Consider the following 18706-nt stretch of genomic DNA (forward strand, 5'->3'; position numbering starts at 1 on the left):
TATTATCATATGAACTTTTCTATGCTTCCCGGATCTTCTATTTTTTGCAGGTTTTCAGCCTCCGACGCAAGCCTCATTTTCCTCTCGCTTTTCCTTATTATTCCCCTCAGCGTCTGGACTTCCCTTGGAGTCAGCCCTGCCCTTCCGAATATTCTCCTCAGCATCAGGGAAGTTTTATCTTTCTTGTGAGCCGGATAATCTATTTCCTCAAGCAGCTCATCAAGGTGCTCATAAAGAAGCTGCAAATCAAAGCCTTCAGCAAGAGGGTTGCTTCCGCCTTCAAGCCCCGAAAATTCGTAAAGCACAATCGCAACTGCGTGTGAGAGGTTCATAATCGGATATATTTCCGAAGTAGGGACCGTGACAAGCATATCAAAGCCTTTAAGCTCATCGTTACTGAAGCCGTTGTCCTCGCGCCCGAAAAGGACTGCAATAGTTCCGCTGCACCCTTTAAGTTTTTCTTTTACTTCCTTCACAGTATAAAGAGGGAGGCGGATATGTTCTCCCGTTTTCAGGCTTGAGACTCCTGTAGTCCCTATTAGCAGGTCTGCACCTTCTACGGCTTCTTCGATGGTTGAAGTAATCCTTGCCCCTTCGAGCACGTCCCTTGCGTGGGAAGACATTGCCCTTGCCTGCCCTTCAAGTTCGCATGGGTTTACCAGAACAAGGTCAGAATACCCGAAGTTTTTCATGGCTCTTGCAACAGACCCGACATTTCCCTGATACATGGGTTCTACAAGCACTACTCGAACATTAAGTGACAAATTTCTCAATCCTGAACACATTTTTTAAAATCAGTTTACAAGGGTAATCGCATCTGCCATGCAGACAGTCGTGCACATCCTGCACCCCAGACAGTAAGAAGGGTCCTTTACAACACAGACCTTTTTACCGTTTTTTTCTTCTATGGAATAAACCCTGGGACCTTTAGGGCATGCAGGCTTACATTTTCCGCAGCCTGTACATTTTTCCTCATCAATATAGATTTTCATGCCGGTTATTTTCCATCCGTTTTGTATTATTCTGGTCTATTTACATGGTATGGAGAGGTCTTATTCCTTTACATTATATATTAGACTACGCTTTAAAACTAATCTGGGAAGGTCAAGGTAAACGATTAACTGAAGGATTAGAGATATTAATTATCTTTCTTGAAATTATGAATTTGTGATCTCTGACTCGGAAAAAAGAAGATAACTATGAAAGTTAACTGCGCGTTAAACGACCTGAAAATAGCTTTTATCTGCCTCATTATTTGCCTGTAGTCCTCTAGAAGCTCAGGATTGAGTTTTCTTAGATTTCTACCAATTTTGCATAGAATCGTTCTATAAAAAAGTTGCTTTTTTCACTCAAAACAAGCCGAAGAATAGCGGAAATGAATACAAAAATAGCTAAAATAGCAACATGATAAGTAGGAAGATTGCTGTTGAAAAAATGATACAGGAAAAGATAATTACTTATCAAAATATTTTAGGTCGGTTTTTAAAAGCTTACTTTAGATTTGTTGATCAACTTATCAAGAAATAGATTCGATTCAATCCGGTCCTCGACTTCTCAAGGGCTTTTTGCACAAAGTAAGAGAGAATCAATCAGAACAGTCAAGAACGTCACTAGCATCGACAAATTTGCATTATCTGAAGCAGAATGCAAAATCAGATAAATCGTTTACTCTTAGCAGTCATGTTCTGAAAAGGATGAATTAGTGGGAAGCATTAGTTTCAAGTCAAAATTTCGATATAATTTTTTTGAGTAAAATGAAAAATAATTAATACCTCCTACCGAATTTTATATGGTAAAGTAACGGATTATACAGAAAAAACATACAAAATATGGAGCATCATTATCAGAAAAAGGTAGTGTTTTATGCCGGGTGAAGTATGGCGTGATGGGGGAGAAGAATGGCAAAAATATATCCTCCTCCTTTTGAAACGAAAATATGGACCTGAATTTGTGGAAATCCCAGATGAAGATAGAGGAGACTACGGCTTAGAAGGTTTTTCACGTGATGGATGCGCTTATCAATGTTATGCTGCTGAGAATCCATTAAGTGCAAAAGAGTTGCGTGAAAGGCAAAGGGATAAAATAACGAGGGACATCAAAAAATTCATAGATAATGAAGATGGATTGCTAGAAATTTTAGGCCCAACGAAAATATCTCATTGGATTTTAGTTGTACCATACTGGGAATCGAAAGAGTTATTGAAACATGCTGAGCATAAAGCTAAAAAAATACGTGAATCAAATTTGCCCCACGTTGCTGATAGTTTTTTCATAAACATTGAAGTAGAGGATTATTTTGCAGTAGAGCGTGAACAGATTCTTGGTGTTGGTTTAGAAAAACTGCGCATTGATCCCGATAATATCACTCAAGATGAATGTTACGATTTTATCGATGATAACAATGAATTAGTTGAAAATTTAGAAAGAAAGATTGAATTATTATCTCCTTGGAGCAGCTTGGAGAATAAAGAGAAACTAAAAACAAAATTCATCAATTACTACATCGATGGACAAAATCTTCTAGATAAATTGAATTCTAAATATCCTGAATTTTACTATAGGGCTGAGAGAACAAAAAATGATAGAGAGTTATTCCTCGAAACAACATCTATGATTTCAAGCTGCAAACCTGCAGATATATTTAATAAAACTATGAGTGAATACACGGAAGAATTGTCTGAAAGCCTCAAAGGACTAGAAAACAATACGATTAACAGACTCGTCTACGAGGCTATGGCTGATTGGTTATTACGTTGTCCATTAGATTTCCCAGAATGTGAGGCTTATATATGAACGGAACAGAAATCCCCCAAATCGATGTTCCCTTCAGTTTTACCCGTAGACCTAGACCAATTCCACCTGATCTTAGACCGGATTGGAGAGTATCAGTATTGTTATTAATACTTTACTACAGCAGAGGTCACAAAGTTAGTCTCAGAAAACTAAACGTGATTAACTGGGCAATCAGATCAGCTGATAATCGTGAAGTCTTACTTGATTATTTGCTCAATAAAACTCAATCATATGGTATAGTTATCCGTTTTGAACCCGGAATAATTCGAGCAATTGATCTCGCAAAGGGTTATAAATTAGTAGAAATGGAATATGGCACTCCGAGCGGGATAAAACTAACTGCTAAAGGAGCTGAAACAGCAAAGAAAATAAATAATCTTTCTGATTGCTTTGAAAAAGAACGAGAATTTCTAATAAATATAAAGCCACATGTAAAGGAAAAAGACATTAGTGTTTTGCTTAATTGGGAGAATTGATAATGAATCTGCGCCTTAATCGACTCTTACTTCATATAGTAACAAACAAAGGTCCCTATGGAGTAGAGATTCCATTTGAAGATGGTCTTGTAGTAATAAGGGCAGATAATACCTCTGGTAAATCGACCTGCATCCAATCAATAATTTATGCTCTTGGATTAGAAAAAATGTTGTCTCCTAAAAAAGAAGTTCCTCTTCCACCTGTAATGACTTCGTTTTTTGAAGATAATGGAGAAGAAATATATGTACTTGAATCCGACGTTTTCTTGGAAATCAGTAATGAAAAAGATGAAACTTTGACTATTAAAAGAGCTGTAAAAGGTGAACTAGATACACGTTTAGTTTCTGTGTGGAAAGGCCCTGCTCTTTCAAATCCAATGGAGAAATACCAAAAACAGGATTTTTATGTTAGAGATCCGGGGGCAGCAACAAATAATAAAGGATTTCATACATACCTCGCATCCTTTTTAGGATGGGACCTTCCTATGGTAAGAACATACGATGGAAAAGAAGTTCCTCTATATATGGAATGTATTTTTCCTTTATTAATTGTGGAACAAAAAAGAGGTTGGAGTGGTATACAATCAAATATGCCTACAATTTATCGTATCAAGGAAGTTGAAAAGCGATCAATTGAGTTTCTTGCTGGGCTAGAAGCTTATGAAACATCCATTAAAAAACAGAAATTAATGGAAGAAGAGACTAATTTAAAAAACGAATGGAAATCACAAGTTTCAAACTGTGAAAGTTTGGTTGCGCCTATAAATGGAATTATACACTCGCTCCCTGTTAATCCTGTCACAGATTGGCCCCCAGTTGTATTACCCTCTATTGAGGTGTACAGAGATGAAAAGCCACTTCCGATTAATAGAGCAATTAAAGAAGATAAAATACATTTGTCACAATTAAATGAAGAAGAAATACCTACAGTACAGCAGGCTGCACCATGTTTGATAGACGAACTTGAAAAAGCTCGAAATTTGTTGGAAGAAAAAGAAGTTTCATTAAGGGCACTTTTCGAGGAAATAAATGTAGAAAAGTCTCAACTCCAATCTATAACGATTCGCTTGAGTGCACTCGAAGAAGATCTACGCCGAAACAAAGACATTCAAAAGATTCGAAAATACGGATCTGAAGAAGATTTGGTGCCCACAACCGATGCCTGCCCAGTATGTCACCAGAAAATTGTAGACTACATACTTACAGAGGACTCATTGGAAAAACCCATGTCTATTGATGAGAATATTAAATTCATTGAGAGTCAAAAGGAAATATTTACTAAAATGAAAGAAAATACCTCCAAGGTTGTTAATATAAAAGAAAAGCAGTTACTTTCTTTAAAAGATGAAGTAAATGATATTCGTTCGAATATACGTGCGCTAAAGCAAACTTTAACTTCAAGCGAAAGAAGTCCTTCGATTTCTTTCTTACGTGAAAGAATCTTATTAGATCAGAGAATACGCCTTGAAAGCAGTGTTTTAGAGCAATTCGAATTATGCACTGATAAATTCTATAATCTTGCATCTTATTGGAAATTCATATTAGAACGAAAAAAACTTCTTCCAAAAGATACTTTATCAAAATCAGATCTTAATAAGATTAAGAGATTAGAGAATTTATTCAATGAGCAGCTTGAAGCATATGGATTTAGTAGTTTCAGAAAGGACATCGAAATATCTCCTGATACTTACAAGCCTACTTTAGAAGGATTTAATTTAACTTTTGATGTGTCTGCTAGCGATCACATTAGAACAATATGGGCATATTTAAATAGCTTACTTGAACTTTCACGTGAATTTGAAACTAATCATCCGGGTTTATTAATTTTCGATGAACCTAGACAGCAAGATGCTTCTGAAATTAGTTATTATGAATTGCTTAAACGAGTATCTAAATCAAAAGAGCACAATCAACAAGTGATTTTTGCGACCAGTGAAAATAGAGAACTTATAGAAAGGGCATTACAGAATATTGAACATACTTACCGCAATTTTGAAGGGAAAATGATTAAAAAACTCGCTAGATAATTAAACCCAATGAATTAAAAAATATTAATTACAGCATTATTTACAATAAAAAATACTATGGGAATTCTAGTGTATAAAAAACTCCACTTTTTTTATATAAGATATAAAACAAAGAGTTTTTTCGGTCAGGTCAAATTTTGAAAATAATCTGTTGTGCATAAATCTCACTAAGTAGTGTAGTATTTTTATGCGTTGTACATTCCCTAAAGTGCAAGTTGTAGAATTCGAACTTGCACTAAGTTGCTTCCTATTACGATAAACTCTCTGTAAAAGTTTGTCTATATTCAAAGCTTTCTATTTATGAACCTTTTTTCAAATTTCTCCTTAGTAACCCTTGATTAACAATAAAAGTTATTCAAATATATATTGAATACGCTTAAATTACTTTTACATAGAAAATTTTGAACTATAGCACAGTTGCAATAACTAAAAATAATCAGTTTTCACACTATTCTCAGAAAACTTCCGACTCACGCCATTCATTCCCCGCTACAATTCTTATTTTCGTTTTAGAACCTCATTGCTCTCTTATTTAAAAACATACTCATTTTCATCACATACTCGACACAGGGGCTTATAATTCGTTCATTTTCAAACTATCTACCACTTATCTTAAAATCTCTTTTTTAATCAATTTTTTAGCTGCCTCAAATTTAGCTCTTTTTCCAAAAATCAACCCCTGAGGCATCGTATGGTATGATTTAATAAATTATTCTTCTGAATTATTTTGAGTCGCGCCATACGCTCTCACTCTAAAATTATATGGAAAAAAGGTGACTTGATATGAGTGTTTCTATTTTATGCATAGCAACTCTAACTTGGATTATTGTAAATTCTTACTCTCTACAGGGAATCAGTCTAGGTAAAAATCCAATTCACTTTCTTACGTAATTTTAAACTGATAAGAGCTAAAAATTATATTAAGTTATGAGATAGAACAATTTATATTGTTTAGAGCAATATAATCTGTGATCTGGTGCCCTCTTTTACGGGTCCAGAACTTCAATTCCTCCAGTCCGGAAGGGTGCCGGATTGTTGAGGTTCTTCGGTTATGTAAGGGGTCTAATTTACTGGGGCTAAAACAGGTTTCCATATCCGTTTATTCGCGGGTCAATGTTTGTTCGGGAAACTCAGCCTGTTCATCAACTCAGTTTTTGCTTGTGCCTGGATATCGGGTTCAGGCTAGCCGATAATTAGATCCTTAAACAAACTTGAACTATTAACATGGAGAGTGTAAAAGCATGACAAAAGAATATGTTAAGGGGGACCTTCCTGAGAAGGCTGCAATTTTACAGAGAGATGGGGAAACTTATGCTATTGCTCCGCACATTCCCGGAGGGATCGTTTATCCCGAAACACTGAGAAAGCTGGCAGACATTGCAGAGAAATATGGGGCTGCAGCTCTCAAAGTTACTTCAGCCCAGAGGATTGCAGTTGTAGGGCTTAAGGAGGAAGATTTGGATTCCGCCTGGGGTGAACTCGGCATGAAACCAGGTGCAGCTATCGGGCTCTGTGTCAGGAGCGTCAAGATCTGCCCCGGAACTACATTTTGCAAGAGGGGGAAGCAGGACTCTGTCGGGCTTGGCCTTAAACTTGATGAAAAGTACCATGGTATGCAGCTTCCTTCCAAATTTAAGATGGGTGTTTCAGGATGCCAGAATTCCTGTTCCGAAACTATCATAAAAGATGTGGGGATTGTGGGCACTGCAAAAGGTTTTAACGTAAGCGTGGGGGGGAACGCAGGTCCTCGCCCAAGGCTCGGGGAAGTTGTAGCAACAGACCTTTCCGAAGAACAGGTTCTGGATCTTGTTGAGAGGATAATTAACTTCTATAAAGGATATGGAAAGCCTAAAAGGATTGGCTCAATGATAGAAGAGATTGGAATTGAGAAATTCAAAGAAGGAATAGGGCTGTAAGCAGCCCTATTATCAACCCTATTATATTACTGGACAGTGATTGAATCGGTCATGTGATCTGATCTTAAATAGCTGTCCTGATCAGGTCTATCTTTCAAGTAATATCAGGTGAAAGCTGGGTAGTTCTATTTTAAGAAAGAAATCTGTTCTCAAGCGGTATGCAAAAGTTTTATCTGAATTCTTTTTTCTCCAGCTTTTTCCATATTATTACTCAGGCTTTCTGAGCGCGACCTTTTTTTTCCTGCATTTTTTTGAATTCCGGGCAGTCGGATTTTTTCATTTACAGTCGGGAAGAGTTTCAGTAAACGGATTTATAATTTCAATATTATAATTTTATCATTATTTTTCGAGTTTTCTTTTTATTTTCCTTTCAAATGGCTTTAATGCTATCCTGTTTTCGCGGCTCTTGCGAGCTTTTCGATGTATTACGTTTTAAAGATAACGTTTAAATATAATAGATACAAAGACTAACAGACTATTCAAACCTTATACAGACAGTCGCTACGGTTCTCGCCCTGTCTTTACTATTATTGATATTTGTAGCATCAATGATAATTCTAAAGCAGTATCAGTTCTCAGTTTTTACCCATATATAGGAGGAATAAAGTATTAGCAGTGAGATGGCATACTTCTCTGGGCTCTCGGAAACACTTCGGCTTACGTTTGTCCAGATAATGATATTCAGCACAATAGCTATTGTGATTTTCTTATACGGTATGATTGGTAACCTCCAGAAATGGGGGGCAGGAGTGACAGGTTACGCCCTTGAACCTCAAGCAGGAAAGAAAGGAAGCGCAATCAGGTTCTTAAAAACCTGGTGGGCACAGGTCACTGCAGAGTCTCATCATCATGGAAAGCCCATTTTAGAGGTTCTCATTCTTGATATCCTTTTCCAGAGAAGAATCCTGAAAAGAAGCTTCATCCGCTGGTTCATGCACATTTGTATTTTCGGAGGCTGGATGACCCTGTTTGCTCTGTCAGGACTGATGTTTGCAGTTGAAATAACCCACATGGTCGGAATTGAACTCCCATTTACCCCCGCCGAATTTAGAGACCTGCTCTCTCTTCCGAACTACATCTTCGGTTATGTCCTGCTTATCGGAGTCATCATTGCAATTGTAAGAAGACTCTTTGTTTCTGAAGTCAGGGAAGCTTCCATTATGTATGACTGGGTCCTGCTTGCAGGTGTTTTCATCATTACAATTTCCGGTTTTATTGCTGATGGTATCAGGACCGGATTCATCTGGGGCTTCGGGCTTGACCCCTCAACAGCACCACCTGCAGCTCTCTTCCACTCAATAATTTCCCTGCTCTTCTGTATAGCATATGTTCCATACAGCAAGTATATACACGTAATCGCCACCCCGCTTGCAATCCTTGCAAACAAGGGAGGAGAATAAAATGGCAAAAAAAAATCCATCAATAGACACCAAAAACCTTACAGCAGTCCAGCTCATGGAGCTTGACTCCTGCACCCGTTGCGGTGAATGTGTAAAGTGGTGTCCAACTTATGCAGCTTCCGGCCAGAGGCCCGGGTTAGCACCCAGGGACAAAATCCTGCGCTGGAGGCAGTTCATGAACAAATCCTACGGGATTAAAGCAAAGCTCTTCGGCCCGACTGAAATCCCACAGTCCGAGCTTGAAGAGTTCAAAGATGACGTACACGGCTGTACCACCTGTGGTATCTGTGCAACCGTCTGTGAATCAGGCATCAACACTGTTGAACTCTGGGAAGCCATGAGGGCAAACCTTGTGAAGAAAGGTATAGGTCCTTATGGAAAGCAGAATATGTTCCCAAAGCTTATCGGGCAGTACCATAACCCTTACATGAAGGACCAGAAAGACAGGCTTGCCTGGGTTCCGCCAGACGTGAAAATTGAAAACAAAGCAGACATTGTCTATTTCACCGGCTGTACTGCAGGGTACAATCAGCTCGCTTTGGCCTATGCGACCTCACGTGTTCTCAACAAGCTCGGTGTTAAGTTTGCCATGCTTGGGGAAGAAGAATGGTGCTGTGGCTCAGCCCTTATCAGGACAGGTCAGGCACATATCAATAATGTGCCCCGTGAACTTGCAAAGCATAACGTCGAAGCAATCAAGAAAAAAGGTGCCAAAAAAGTTCTCTTTGCATGTGCAGGCTGTTTCCGTGCCGCAAAAGTGGACTGGCCAAGACTTCTCGGAGAAGAACTGCCTTTTGAGGTTGTCCACGTTGCAGAGTACCTTGCAGGTATGATAAAGGAAGACAAAATTAAATGGGTGAAGCCCATTAACAAGACGGTTACTTACCATGACCCCTGTCACCTTGGCCGTCACGTAGGTGTCTTTGATGCCCCCAGATATGTGCTGTCCCACATTCCCGGCGTCAAGTTCGTAGAAATGGACAGGGTAAAAGAATTCCAGCGCTGCTGTGGAGCTGGCGGTGGTGTAAAGGCAGGTATCCCTGATCTCGCTCTGGGAGTTGCAGAATCCAGGGTTAAGGATGCCGTTGCAACCGATGCAGATATCCTTTCCAGCTGCTGCCCATTCTGTAAGAGAAACCTGATGGACGGGCGTGACTCACTCAAAGTCGACATGGTTGTCGAGGACGTCATCGAGCTGGTTGCAGAAGCTCTGGGCCTTGAGACTAAATAATCTAAAAAAGTAAAGGCTGGATTTCAGCCTTTTCTTCATTCCCTATTTTTGCTATTTTTATTTTTCAGAAAAACTTAAATATCGATACTGCCTTCCCCTGAACATGCATATTCCTTACGAATTTCTCGGTAAAGTGTTCATATATTTTATACTTCTCGCTCTTGCAGGTACTATACTTGCCCTTCTTATCGGAGCTTATTCTTTTAAAAGGCACAAAATCATTTTCCCGGGATTCGTATTATTCACACTTTACCTGTTCTATTCTCCTTCAAAATGGATCTGCAGAGTTTTCCGGATAAGGGATACCCTTGTGGACGATATCCTTATTGATGTTAGAAACGCTGTTATGTATGATGATTTCCTGCGTGTCAGGGGCAAGAAAATCCTGCTCCTGCCGCAGTGTCTGCGTCATCCAGATTGTAAGGCAAGATGCGATCCTGTCCATGGTTACGAGTGCAAGCGTTGCGGACTCTGTGATATCGCAAAACTCTGTGACGCAGCTGAAAGGTGCAATTTTAAGGTCTTTGTAGTTCCGGGGGGTAGCTTTGTTAAAAAGATCTTTAAAGAATACAGGCCTGAAGCCTGTCTGGGCGTTGCCTGTTATAATGAGCTTTCAGAAAACATGCAGGCTGTCTCTTTTGTCCCCGTCCAGGGGGTTCTTCTACTTAAAGACGGCTGCTTCAATACCGAGGCAAATGTTGAAGAAATAATTCAAAAAATGGAGATGTGCAATGTATAATCTTATAGGGCAGGCCCTTTTAATCTCTGTCGTGGTCTCCTTTACTCTTTCGGGCGTGGCTCTCCTGGTCAGCCGAAGGAGCCTTACACGCAGTGTTTTTCTGGCAGGCTTTTATGCAGACGTACTTGACTTCTTTTATTTGCCTTTAAGGCATATTTTCCTCAAATTTTCAGATACCCGCGTCCTGGACAAATGGATGGCATCCTTGAAAAACAGAGCTCATGCCTCTGCTTTTTCTAAGACTAAGAAAAGGGTTATCCTTGCCCCACACTGCATGCGCAGTCTTGACTGTCCTGCTTTCTCTACACAGACAGGAATCCAGTGCAAATCCTGCGGAAAATGTGTTTTCACCCGGTTAAAAAAAGATGCCGAAAAATACGGGTATAAAGTTTTCATTGTAACAGGCTCTTCATTCGTAAAAAATATCCTGAAAATGGAAGCTGCAGATGGGGTTCTTCTTATTGCCTGCGACTATGAGATCAATAAAGTCATGCGCGCCCTTAAAGACAAGAGAGTGATTACATACGGTATCCCAATGGAACGGGACGGATGTTTTGGGACGGAAGTGAATTACCAGAATGTGCTTAGCGTATTTGAGGAGTTTAAATATTCAGTTTGAAAAACTGTAATAAATCTCTTTTCTTTAAAATGCAAAAATCTCTTTTCTTTAATCTTCCTCATTTTTACTACATCTTTCCTATTTCTCTTTTCTTTTTTCAAACGAATCGCAATTTTGAATTAATATCAGTACTTTAATTTAGATCCTTATCGAATTGACCTGAAAATCAGATAATTTCAGAGTACTTTAGAGGATGTTACTTTCATGTATGACGTTATCATTGTAGGCGGTGGGCCTTCAGGAGCTTCGGCAGGAAGAAGGGCAGGAAAACTCGGCCTCAATACACTGCTGATTGAAAAAGAAGAATTTCCCAGGTACAAACCCTGCGGAGGAGGGCTTTCAAAACATGCAATTTCTTACCTTGATTTCGAACTTCCCGGGGATGTTGTTGAATGGGAAATCACAGGGGCGAAAGTCTTTTTTAAAAACCAGCTGGTAGAGGCGCATAAAGACTACGCATTGTCTGCACTTGTCTCCCGGGACATGTTTGACAATCTTCTGCTTGAAAAGGCAAAGGAAACCGGAATTGAAGTCCATACAGGGGAAAAGGCCCTTTGCTGCAGGGAGATGCCTGAGTATGTCGAAATTGAAACTAACAGGGGAATATACAGGGCAAAATTTGCAATCGTTGCTGAGGGAGCCCAGGGTCTCGTCAAGACCTGCGTGAGACCTGTGGATACCAGAGAGGAGTATGGGATATGTGTGGTCACTGAAATCCCGGCTGATGGAAAAGAGATCGAAGAAAGGTTAGGAAGGGCGGTTGAACTCCACTTCGGCGTCGCCGGAGGAGGGTACGGCTGGATTTTTCCCCATAAGACCTATTACTCTGTAGGGATCGGTGGAACTGTAAAAGACCTTCCCAATCCAAAAAGGACAATGCTTGAATTCATGAGTGCAATCGGTTTCACAGGCGAGTATAAACTTCACGGGCATAAAATCCCCTGGGGTGGAATTAAGCGAAAAGTTACAGGTTCAAGGGTCCTTCTGAGCGGGGATGCTGCCGGTTTCGTTGACTCTTTCTCGGGTGAAGGGCTGGCTTATGCCATCAGTTCCGGGCAGTTTGCTGCAGAAACAGTTGCAGGAATCTGCCTCAATGGTGGAAAAATAAAAGACCTGAATAAATACGAGTCTCTCTGCCAGGCTGAGTTCGGAACTCACCTTAAATATTCTCTTCTGTTTTCCAGAATAATGCACCGCTTCCCTGAAAAAACATTCAAGACTTTCACCTCAAACGACAAAATGATCAATAAATACCTTGAAGTCATGGATTTCACTATTGATTATAAGGATTATCTTCGCTGGGCTCTCCTGAATTTCAAACTCAGGTGACCTGAACAGACTCAAATTGTTTTCCGGTGAGTTATTGATCTGACCGGTTCAGCCCAGGCCGGGTCTCTTTATGTTTCTCCCTGCGCCGCGCGCTGGGCTGGGCCGGCCCGGTCAGGTAAGAAAACAAACAACATACAGCCGCGTAAATTGAATCACAGTAAGCCAAGGATATCCCCGTCTGATGTAACCTTTTTTTGTCTCGGCTTTCCCCCTTTTGAATATATGAGCCTTACTGCCCCTGGTTTAGTGTTTATTTCGAAAAAAGGGAAAGACAATTGAAGCTTGGAGCCAGAATAATACAGTATAATAAGATTCTTAAATAATACAATTCTTAAAGAACCGTATTATTTAAGGCGTTCAAACGTTTATGTTCCATGCTTCTAAATAAATTTCTCCTGCTTTCTTTTTTACCTCTACCTTTTTATTTTCCCACATCAATCTAGTTTGGGGAAAACCATTCTTTTGGGGCTGTCTGCTAACGGCATGCCTCTCATCCATAAGCAGGTGTTCTGGGTATGTATGATCTCATTATAGTGGGTGGAGGGCCTTCGGGAGCTTCTGCTGGAAGAGCAGCCGGAAAAGCGGGAATTTCAACCCTACTGCTCGAAAAAGAGCGTTTCCCAAGGTATAAGCCCTGTGGGGGAGTTTTATCCACTTATGCTCTCTCGTGTCTGGACTTCAAACTTCCTGAATACTTAATCGAAAGGGACATTTCAAAGGTTAGAGCTCATTTCAGGGAGCTTCATACTGAGAGGCAAAAGGATCACAGATTAGCTCTGCTCGTTTCCAGAAAAGCTTTTGATTATTTTTTGCTTGACAAAGCCAGAGAGACAGGAATCGACATCAGTCTGGGAGAGAAGGTACTGGAATGTGAGGAAAGAGAAGGATATGTTGAGGTCAGGACTTCCCTGAACACTTACCTTACAAAGTTTGTCCTTATTGCAGAAGGCTCAGAAGGCGTGCTCAAACATAACGTCAGGCCTCGCAGAGCCCGGAGGAAGACAGAATACAATCTTGCCTTAGTTTCGGAAATCCCAGAAAAGGATGAGGTAATAAGGGACCGGTTTCCAGATCTGATGGATATTCATTATGGGGTCGCTCCGGGAGGGTATGGGTGGATTTTCCCTCATGCAGGCTATTACTCCGCAGGAGTTGTGGGAACGGCTGAACATTTTAAGCATCCCGGGACTGTGATGCAGGATTTCTTGAAGGCAAATGGCTTTACAGGAGAGTTTCAGATCCATTCCCACATTATTCCTTCAGGAGGGATAAAAAGAAAAACCGTAAGTTCAAGGGTCCTTCTGAGTGGGGATGCTGCGGGTTTTGTGGACGCTTTCACAGGGGAAGGCATTTCGTATGCTATCCGGTCAGGGCAGCTCGCAGCGGAAAAAGTAGCCGAACTTGTGCTTTATGACCGGAAATTGAGTGACCTTAAAGATTACGAAACCATGTGCAGGCAGGAATTTGGAAATTTCCTTGTCAGCTCTCTGAAGCTCCACAAGATCATGCACCGTTTTCCTGAAACCTCTTTCAGACTTGCTCTCAGCAAAGAGGAAATTCTGGATAAGTACCTGGATGAAGTCATAATAAAGAGAAACCATAAAGATTATGTCCGATGGCTGCTGCTTAATTTTGGTTTGGCCGGACCTGCATATAAAATAAAATCTTTTACAGAGAAAAACCAGTAACTATGATCTAAGTTATGCGAGTGAAAAGGCTAATCCGAAAAATAGGTTGAATAAAAGCTAACTGATACAATCGATTGAAAAAAGAATGGTTGAGCGCGAGTGAGGCGAATAAGCTCCCTTCTGTTCCTGCAAAGCTTTCTTGCGCCCATCGGTGCAGGAAATGGTCCCTGGGGACTCTTGCAGTGACGGCATTCGGCTAAGCGTTACCAAAACCAATCGGGAAGATTCCGGATTGCTCTTTATTTCCCGATTCCAACTTGCACCCACGAGGATTCGCCGTTTCATCCACTCTCCCTGCGACCTCAGCTTATGGCATCATCGCATTTGCAGGGGATGGTTCCGTTTCTGTGCCAGGGCCCGGGCTCTCGCCCGACATCCTTTACAGATGTTCGTGTATCCGGAGCGGTGGGGAGACTTTCCTCAGACCTGAAGGTCCGGCAGCCGTCCTGCCTCTCTCGCACGTTGCTGATTTCTGGCTCTATCTATTTTTTGAACCTATATATATTTATGGGAGGATATTTCTGCCAGGGTATTGGCTGAAAAGAGTCCTGATTGGAATCTCTTTATAAACTCCTGATTGGAATCTCTTTATAAACTCCTGACCAGATTTCGAGGCTAATCTAATTTTTTAAAGTCTGAATTGAAAATACGTGTCCTTACCGCGCCCTGTATAACTCCTTCGTGTGGTATATTTTTCCAAAATATTAATATATATGTGTTGTAATGTAAATATGTGATTAACTTCCGTTTCGAAAATCCTTAAAAAAGATACCTGTAAGCCTATAAAGATTCGTTAGTTTAATATCTAACTATAACTATCATTTTTGTATTCAGTTTCCACGCTTATTTTTAAGAGGTAAAACATGAGTGATTGTCTATTTGATTTGCATACTGGTTACGTGAGTTTTAGAAACCCTATCGCACTGGCTCCAATGGCAGGAATCGTTGATAGTGCCTTTGCTAATCAGTATGCAGGTGATGCCGGGCTCGTAGTCCTTGGAGCCTTCAACCTTGATAAAGGATCCATAGAAGTTGCATCAAAGCTCGCAGCCCGGGGCAGGAAAGAGTTCATTTCCGATGAACCTATGGAGCTTATAAAAAGGGAAATTCAGGCGGTAAACTCAGGAAGTGCGGTTTCGGTAAACGTTAGAAGTACCACCCTTGAACCCCTGATTGAAGCTGCAAAAATCGTAAAGGAAGAAGGGGCAATTCTTGAATTAAATGCTCACTGCAAGCAGCCTGAGATGCTTGAAGCCGGTATAGGAGAAGCCCTTTTGCGCGACCTTCCAAGACTCTCCGAATGGATAAAAGCAATAAAAGAGACCGGAGCCGTGCTTTCTGTAAAAGTAAGGGCAAATGTAGTTGACGATGTCAAACTTGCCAGGCTTATAGATAAGGCCGGAGCTGACATTATCCATGTGGATGCCATGCTCGAAGGCCGTGGAGCAGACCTTGACGCGATTTCACTTTACAGGGATGCAACAAGGCTCTTTATCATAGGTAACAACTCGGTTACTGACTTTGCCTCTGCAAAGGACATGTTCTCCAGGGGAGCTGACATGGTCTCTGTTGCAAGGGGAGCAATGGAAAACCCCAACCTGATAAAGGAACTCGTAGAAAGTGTTACTTCATATCAGAAATCAATAGGCTGGTATAATGCTCCCAAGCATGTTTGCAGTGAAGGGGACTTCAGAGCTCTGGCTTTCTGCTGCCTTCCGGTAAAACCCTGCCCTGTACACGAGAAATTCAAAAAGCTGGGATATACCGCAGAAGAATTCGCCAGGACAAAAATGGAGTTTGCCAGGGGTACAATGCTTGAGTTCGGAGAGGACACATGTTTCGGCAGCCTTGTCTGGTGCTGTAAGATTACAAAGCCCTGCTGGATCAGGGATGGCGTGCTCAATACGATCGACCTCTCTGATGCAGAATACATGAAGCTTAAAGAGAAACTGTCAAAACATATCCTTGACCGTGCCAGGATTCCTGTAAATGAATCCAGATAAGACTGTTTTATCCTGCCATATCTCTGACCGGGGTGCAGAACCACACTCCCCGAGTTTGATTGCGCGCTGTGCACAGCTTGCCATGCTGCTTGAGGTTTCAGCTTCTCCCAAACCCGGGAACGTTGATAGGGAACATAATTATCCTGACACATGTTTTGAGCATTTTGTTGCTTCTTCGGTTGCTGTCTACCCTACCCTTGAGCTTGCTGCAAGAAGCACAGGACGGATTGGAGCGCTCCTCAGGAGTGCAGTTTATGAGAGCTCTGCATGGCAGCAGGGAGGTAACACCCATTTCGGGGCGTTTTTACTCCTGATCCCTCTTGCAATGGCAGCTGGTGAAATTTCAAAAGAAGAATATCACTCTGGAAAAGCAAATTTCAAGCTTGGTGCCGGAGAATTTGATAAACTGGCTTCCCGTGCCCATTCCTTTGTCCGGGCAACGGATTGTGAGGACGCTGTTGAGTTCTACAGGGCTTTCGGGCATGCAGGAGTCAGGGTAAACAGTGTTGAGGAATTTGACCTGAAAGACCCTGAATCAACTTCCGATCTCAGGACGCAGAACGTTACTCTTTACTTCCTTATGGAAATTGCCAGGGATTATGACCTGATAGCAAACGAATGGACTACAGGTTTCGGGCGCTGCCTTGAGGGAGCAAGAAGCATTCTTGAGTTCATGCAGGTGCGAAACTGCAGAGCAGAAGCATTGGCCGGAGGTTTGGTTTCCATATGTTCCGGCACCGGAATCAATGAGGCTGTAGTGTATACTTTTCTGAAACTGCTTTCCAGGCACAGGGATACTTTTATCCAGACAAAGTTTGACATCGGAACCGCAGACTATGTTTCTTCCAGGGCAGGCGAAATTCTTTCGGAATGGGAAACTTCAGGGAAAACCGCAAAAGATTTTGCTACCATCCTTCCCAGAGTACAGGAATTTGACTCTGAGCTTCTGGAAAGAAGGATTAACCCGGGCTCCACAGCAGACATTATCATTGCAGGGATTTTTATTGCCCTTCTTGGAGGCTTGAGATTTTGACCGGTTTTTCTTCCAAGTTCAGGGAGCTTGAAAAACAATATCATACTATCGATCTTCCTGCCTTTGGAATCAGGGAAGGAATCTCCGAAACTATCGCAAGCACAGGATTTGAGCGCCCTAACGCTGCTCCTATAGGCATAGTTATGAAAGGCCAGAAGCCTTTTATCCGCCTTTTCAAAGGCACCCATACCTGGGAAAATGTTTCTAAAGAGAAGTATTTCGCCTCAAATGTGGTTTATGACCCTCTTCTTTTTGTACGTTCAACATTCTTCGACCTTGAATCTTCCGAGTTTGAATACGTTGATGCAGGCGGGCTCAGGTTTCCGGTACTTAAGGAAGCCGTTGCATGGGTCGTTTTCGAATGCATTAATATCAAAAATACGGACCAGGCTCTTATCGCTGATCTCGTTCCCGTAGAGGCGGGTTTTAATGAGCTTAATAGAAAAGAGCTCCCCGTACCCAACAGAGGGTTCAATGCAGTGCTTGAGGCTACTGTTCATGCTACCCGTTACCAGCTCACAGGAGAAGAAAAATACCTTGAATTGATCAGGCATTATGAATCCCTTGCTTCCAAATGCGGTGGAGATCGCGAAAAGAAAGCTATGAAACTGCTTTATGAAGTGCTCGGGATTTAAACTTTTTTTTACATCCAGAGTATTCTTTTTTAGAAAATTATATTATATTCCTCTGGTATGATTTCTTTCCATGAGTTTTCAGAGAATTGCATGGGGTATTACAGGAGCAGGCCATTTCCTGGACCGCAGTTATCAGGTCTTTAAAGAACTTAAACGCAGGAACCCCGAACTTTCAGTAAATACATATCTTTCCAGGGCAGCCGAAGAAGTGCTCAGGATGTACGGGCTTGAGCAAAAGCTCGTGAAAATCTCGGGAGGGGACTACCTTGAAGAGATCTTCCGGGAAAGCGAGCAGGGTTCAAGTTCTCCCAAAGTCGGGCGCTTTGCTCTTGAAAGGTATGATGCCCTTTTCGTTACTCCTGCAACTTCAAATACTGTCTCGAAAATTGCCTACGGGATTGCCGATTCTCTAGTAACCAATGCCGTTGCCCAGGCTGTTAAAGGAAGGGTTCCGGTTTATATTGTGCCCGTGGACATTGAAGGTTCTATTGTATCGGAAATGCCTTACAACATTGACAGGAAGCAGTGCAGGCACTGTGAGACCTGCTCCCCGAGGGAAAACTGCCCCCATGGTGCAATCACTGAAAAAAACGGAGTCACAGACCAGATTGACCTCCTTAAATGCAAAGGCTGCGGGATCTGCAAAGAGCTGTGCACTTATAATGCCATCAAAGGAGGACCCGTCGAAGTCCTTGTCAGGGACGTGGACATGAAAAATGTAGAGATTGTAAAGGGTCTGCAGGGTATCACAGTACTTGAAAGCCCTGAAGCTATTCTGGAGCTTTTTTAAACTAAGGCTTTCAGTTCGTTTCCTTTT

The 18706-nt window shown here is 41.5% G+C and carries 17 protein-coding genes and 1 other RNA gene; 14 read left to right on the forward strand and 4 right to left on the reverse strand.

The window, feature by feature from the left end; all coding sequences use genetic code 11:
- Window positions 1–5 precede the first annotated feature (5 nt).
- Both RSJ42_RS00110 and RSJ42_RS00115 read right to left on the reverse strand, forming a co-directional pair.
- Window positions 6–764 carry an RNA methyltransferase gene (locus tag RSJ42_RS00110; RefSeq protein WP_410508726.1) on the reverse strand — a complete coding sequence of 253 codons (759 nt, stop codon included), beginning with the start codon at window positions 762–764 and terminating at the stop codon, window positions 6–8.
- 30 nt (window positions 765–794) lie between these two features.
- Entirely contained in the window at window positions 795–992 is a 198-nt protein-coding gene (locus tag RSJ42_RS00115) for an ATP-binding protein (protein ID WP_410508727.1), read from the reverse strand.
- An 871-nt stretch (window positions 993–1863) separates the two neighbouring features.
- Between RSJ42_RS00115 and RSJ42_RS00120 the strand changes: the two genes are divergently transcribed.
- The 9 genes from RSJ42_RS00120 (at window position 1864) to RSJ42_RS00160 (ending at window position 12530) form a co-directional block, all read left to right on the forward strand.
- Window positions 1864–2793: a hypothetical protein gene (locus RSJ42_RS00120; protein WP_410508728.1), complete on the forward strand. Its 930-nt coding sequence runs from the start codon at window positions 1864–1866 to the stop codon at window positions 2791–2793.
- Window positions 2790–3269, forward strand: coding sequence for a hypothetical protein (locus RSJ42_RS00125; protein ID WP_410508729.1), 480 nt, complete (start codon window positions 2790–2792; stop codon window positions 3267–3269). The genes RSJ42_RS00120 and RSJ42_RS00125 overlap by 4 nt, the downstream gene beginning before the upstream one ends.
- A 2-nt stretch (window positions 3270–3271) precedes the next feature.
- Window positions 3272–5296: a hypothetical protein gene (locus RSJ42_RS00130; protein WP_410508730.1), complete on the forward strand. Its 2025-nt coding sequence runs from the start codon at window positions 3272–3274 to the stop codon at window positions 5294–5296.
- A 1241-nt stretch (window positions 5297–6537) separates the two neighbouring features.
- Entirely contained in the window at window positions 6538–7212 is a 675-nt protein-coding gene (locus tag RSJ42_RS00135) for an NAD(P)/FAD-dependent oxidoreductase (RefSeq protein WP_410508731.1), read from the forward strand.
- Window positions 7213–7832: 620 nt separating this feature from the next.
- Complete coding sequence (gene hdrE / locus RSJ42_RS00140) at window positions 7833–8612, forward strand: dihydromethanophenazine:CoB--CoM heterodisulfide reductase subunit HdrE (RefSeq protein ID WP_410508732.1); 780 nt, start codon at window positions 7833–7835, stop codon at window positions 8610–8612.
- A 1-nt stretch (window position 8613) separates the two neighbouring features.
- Complete coding sequence (gene hdrD, locus RSJ42_RS00145) at window positions 8614–9843, forward strand: dihydromethanophenazine:CoB--CoM heterodisulfide reductase subunit HdrD (protein ID WP_410508733.1); 1230 nt, start codon at window positions 8614–8616, stop codon at window positions 9841–9843.
- Between the two features lie 103 nt (window positions 9844–9946).
- Window positions 9947–10582: a DUF116 domain-containing protein gene (locus RSJ42_RS00150; RefSeq protein ID WP_410508734.1), complete on the forward strand. Its 636-nt coding sequence runs from the start codon at window positions 9947–9949 to the stop codon at window positions 10580–10582.
- A complete protein-coding gene (locus RSJ42_RS00155) occupies window positions 10575–11201 on the forward strand; it encodes a DUF116 domain-containing protein (protein ID WP_410508735.1) in 627 nt (208 codons plus the stop codon). Before RSJ42_RS00150 ends, RSJ42_RS00155 begins: the two co-directional genes overlap by 8 nt.
- A gap of 204 nt (window positions 11202–11405) precedes the next feature.
- Window positions 11406–12530 (forward strand): geranylgeranyl reductase family protein, encoded by a 1125-nt coding sequence (locus RSJ42_RS00160; protein WP_410508736.1) that lies wholly within the window; start codon window positions 11406–11408, stop codon window positions 12528–12530.
- 357 nt (window positions 12531–12887) lie between these two features.
- Here RSJ42_RS00160 and RSJ42_RS00165 read toward each other — a convergent pair whose 3' ends face one another.
- Window positions 12888–13028: a hypothetical protein gene (locus tag RSJ42_RS00165; protein ID WP_410508737.1), complete on the reverse strand. Its 141-nt coding sequence runs from the start codon at window positions 13026–13028 to the stop codon at window positions 12888–12890.
- Window positions 13029–13045: 17 nt separating this feature from the next.
- On the opposite strand from RSJ42_RS00165, the gene RSJ42_RS00170 reads away from it, so the two are divergent.
- Window positions 13046–14218 (forward strand): geranylgeranyl reductase family protein, encoded by a 1173-nt coding sequence (locus RSJ42_RS00170; protein WP_410508738.1) that lies wholly within the window; start codon window positions 13046–13048, stop codon window positions 14216–14218.
- Between the two features lie 97 nt (window positions 14219–14315).
- Here the strand turns inward: RSJ42_RS00170 and rnpB are convergent.
- An RNA gene (gene rnpB, locus RSJ42_RS00175) (RNase P RNA component) lies at window positions 14316–14675 on the reverse strand.
- Between the two features lie 406 nt (window positions 14676–15081).
- Here rnpB and RSJ42_RS00180 point away from each other — a divergent pair.
- From RSJ42_RS00180 to RSJ42_RS00195, 4 genes are all read left to right on the forward strand, one after another.
- Window positions 15082–16221, forward strand: a complete 1140-nt coding sequence (locus RSJ42_RS00180; protein ID WP_410508739.1) for a methanogenesis marker 9 domain-containing protein — start codon at window positions 15082–15084, stop codon at window positions 16219–16221.
- Complete coding sequence (locus RSJ42_RS00185) at window positions 16208–17254, forward strand: triphosphoribosyl-dephospho-CoA synthase (RefSeq protein ID WP_410508740.1); 1047 nt, start codon at window positions 16208–16210, stop codon at window positions 17252–17254. The genes RSJ42_RS00180 and RSJ42_RS00185 overlap by 14 nt, the downstream gene beginning before the upstream one ends.
- Entirely contained in the window at window positions 17251–17889 is a 639-nt protein-coding gene (locus RSJ42_RS00190; protein WP_410508741.1) for a DUF447 domain-containing protein, read from the forward strand. Before RSJ42_RS00185 ends, RSJ42_RS00190 begins: the two co-directional genes overlap by 4 nt.
- 70 nt (window positions 17890–17959) lie before the next feature.
- The gene (locus RSJ42_RS00195; protein WP_410508742.1) at window positions 17960–18679 is read left to right on the forward strand and encodes a dihydromethanopterin reductase (acceptor); all 720 of its coding nucleotides are present in this window, start codon (window positions 17960–17962) and stop codon (window positions 18677–18679) included.
- Window positions 18680–18706 lie beyond the last annotated feature (27 nt).

Origin of the sequence: Methanosarcina hadiensis, from assembly GCF_046529725.1 — an archaeon.
In the GTDB taxonomy this organism is placed as follows: Archaea; Halobacteriota; Methanosarcinia; order Methanosarcinales; family Methanosarcinaceae; genus Methanosarcina; species Methanosarcina hadiensis.

What these genes read in the sequence shown, in the direction of transcription:
- RSJ42_RS00155 (WP_410508735.1), top strand. Translation starts at nt 10,575, where the DNA reads ATGTATAATCTTATAGGGCAGGCCCTTTTAATCTCTGTCGTGGTCTCC.
- RSJ42_RS00115 (WP_410508727.1), bottom strand. Translation starts at nt 992, where the DNA reads ATGAAAATCTATATTGATGAGGAAAAATGTACAGGCTGCGGAAAATGT.
- RSJ42_RS00170 (WP_410508738.1), top strand. Translation starts at nt 13,046, where the DNA reads ATGTATGATCTCATTATAGTGGGTGGAGGGCCTTCGGGAGCTTCTGCT.
- RSJ42_RS00180 (WP_410508739.1), top strand. Translation starts at nt 15,082, where the DNA reads ATGAGTGATTGTCTATTTGATTTGCATACTGGTTACGTGAGTTTTAGA.
- RSJ42_RS00135 (WP_410508731.1), top strand. Translation starts at nt 6,538, where the DNA reads ATGACAAAAGAATATGTTAAGGGGGACCTTCCTGAGAAGGCTGCAATT.
- hdrD (WP_410508733.1), top strand. Translation starts at nt 8,614, where the DNA reads ATGGCAAAAAAAAATCCATCAATAGACACCAAAAACCTTACAGCAGTC.
- RSJ42_RS00195 (WP_410508742.1), top strand. Translation starts at nt 17,960, where the DNA reads ATGAGTTTTCAGAGAATTGCATGGGGTATTACAGGAGCAGGCCATTTC.
- RSJ42_RS00125 (WP_410508729.1), top strand. Translation starts at nt 2,790, where the DNA reads ATGAACGGAACAGAAATCCCCCAAATCGATGTTCCCTTCAGTTTTACC.
- hdrE (WP_410508732.1), top strand. Translation starts at nt 7,833, where the DNA reads ATGGCATACTTCTCTGGGCTCTCGGAAACACTTCGGCTTACGTTTGTC.
- RSJ42_RS00165 (WP_410508737.1), bottom strand. Translation starts at nt 13,028, where the DNA reads ATGGATGAGAGGCATGCCGTTAGCAGACAGCCCCAAAAGAATGGTTTT.
- RSJ42_RS00150 (WP_410508734.1), top strand. Translation starts at nt 9,947, where the DNA reads ATGCATATTCCTTACGAATTTCTCGGTAAAGTGTTCATATATTTTATA.
- RSJ42_RS00120 (WP_410508728.1), top strand. Translation starts at nt 1,864, where the DNA reads ATGCCGGGTGAAGTATGGCGTGATGGGGGAGAAGAATGGCAAAAATAT.
- RSJ42_RS00130 (WP_410508730.1), top strand. Translation starts at nt 3,272, where the DNA reads ATGAATCTGCGCCTTAATCGACTCTTACTTCATATAGTAACAAACAAA.
- RSJ42_RS00160 (WP_410508736.1), top strand. Translation starts at nt 11,406, where the DNA reads ATGTATGACGTTATCATTGTAGGCGGTGGGCCTTCAGGAGCTTCGGCA.
- RSJ42_RS00185 (WP_410508740.1), top strand. Translation starts at nt 16,208, where the DNA reads ATGAATCCAGATAAGACTGTTTTATCCTGCCATATCTCTGACCGGGGT.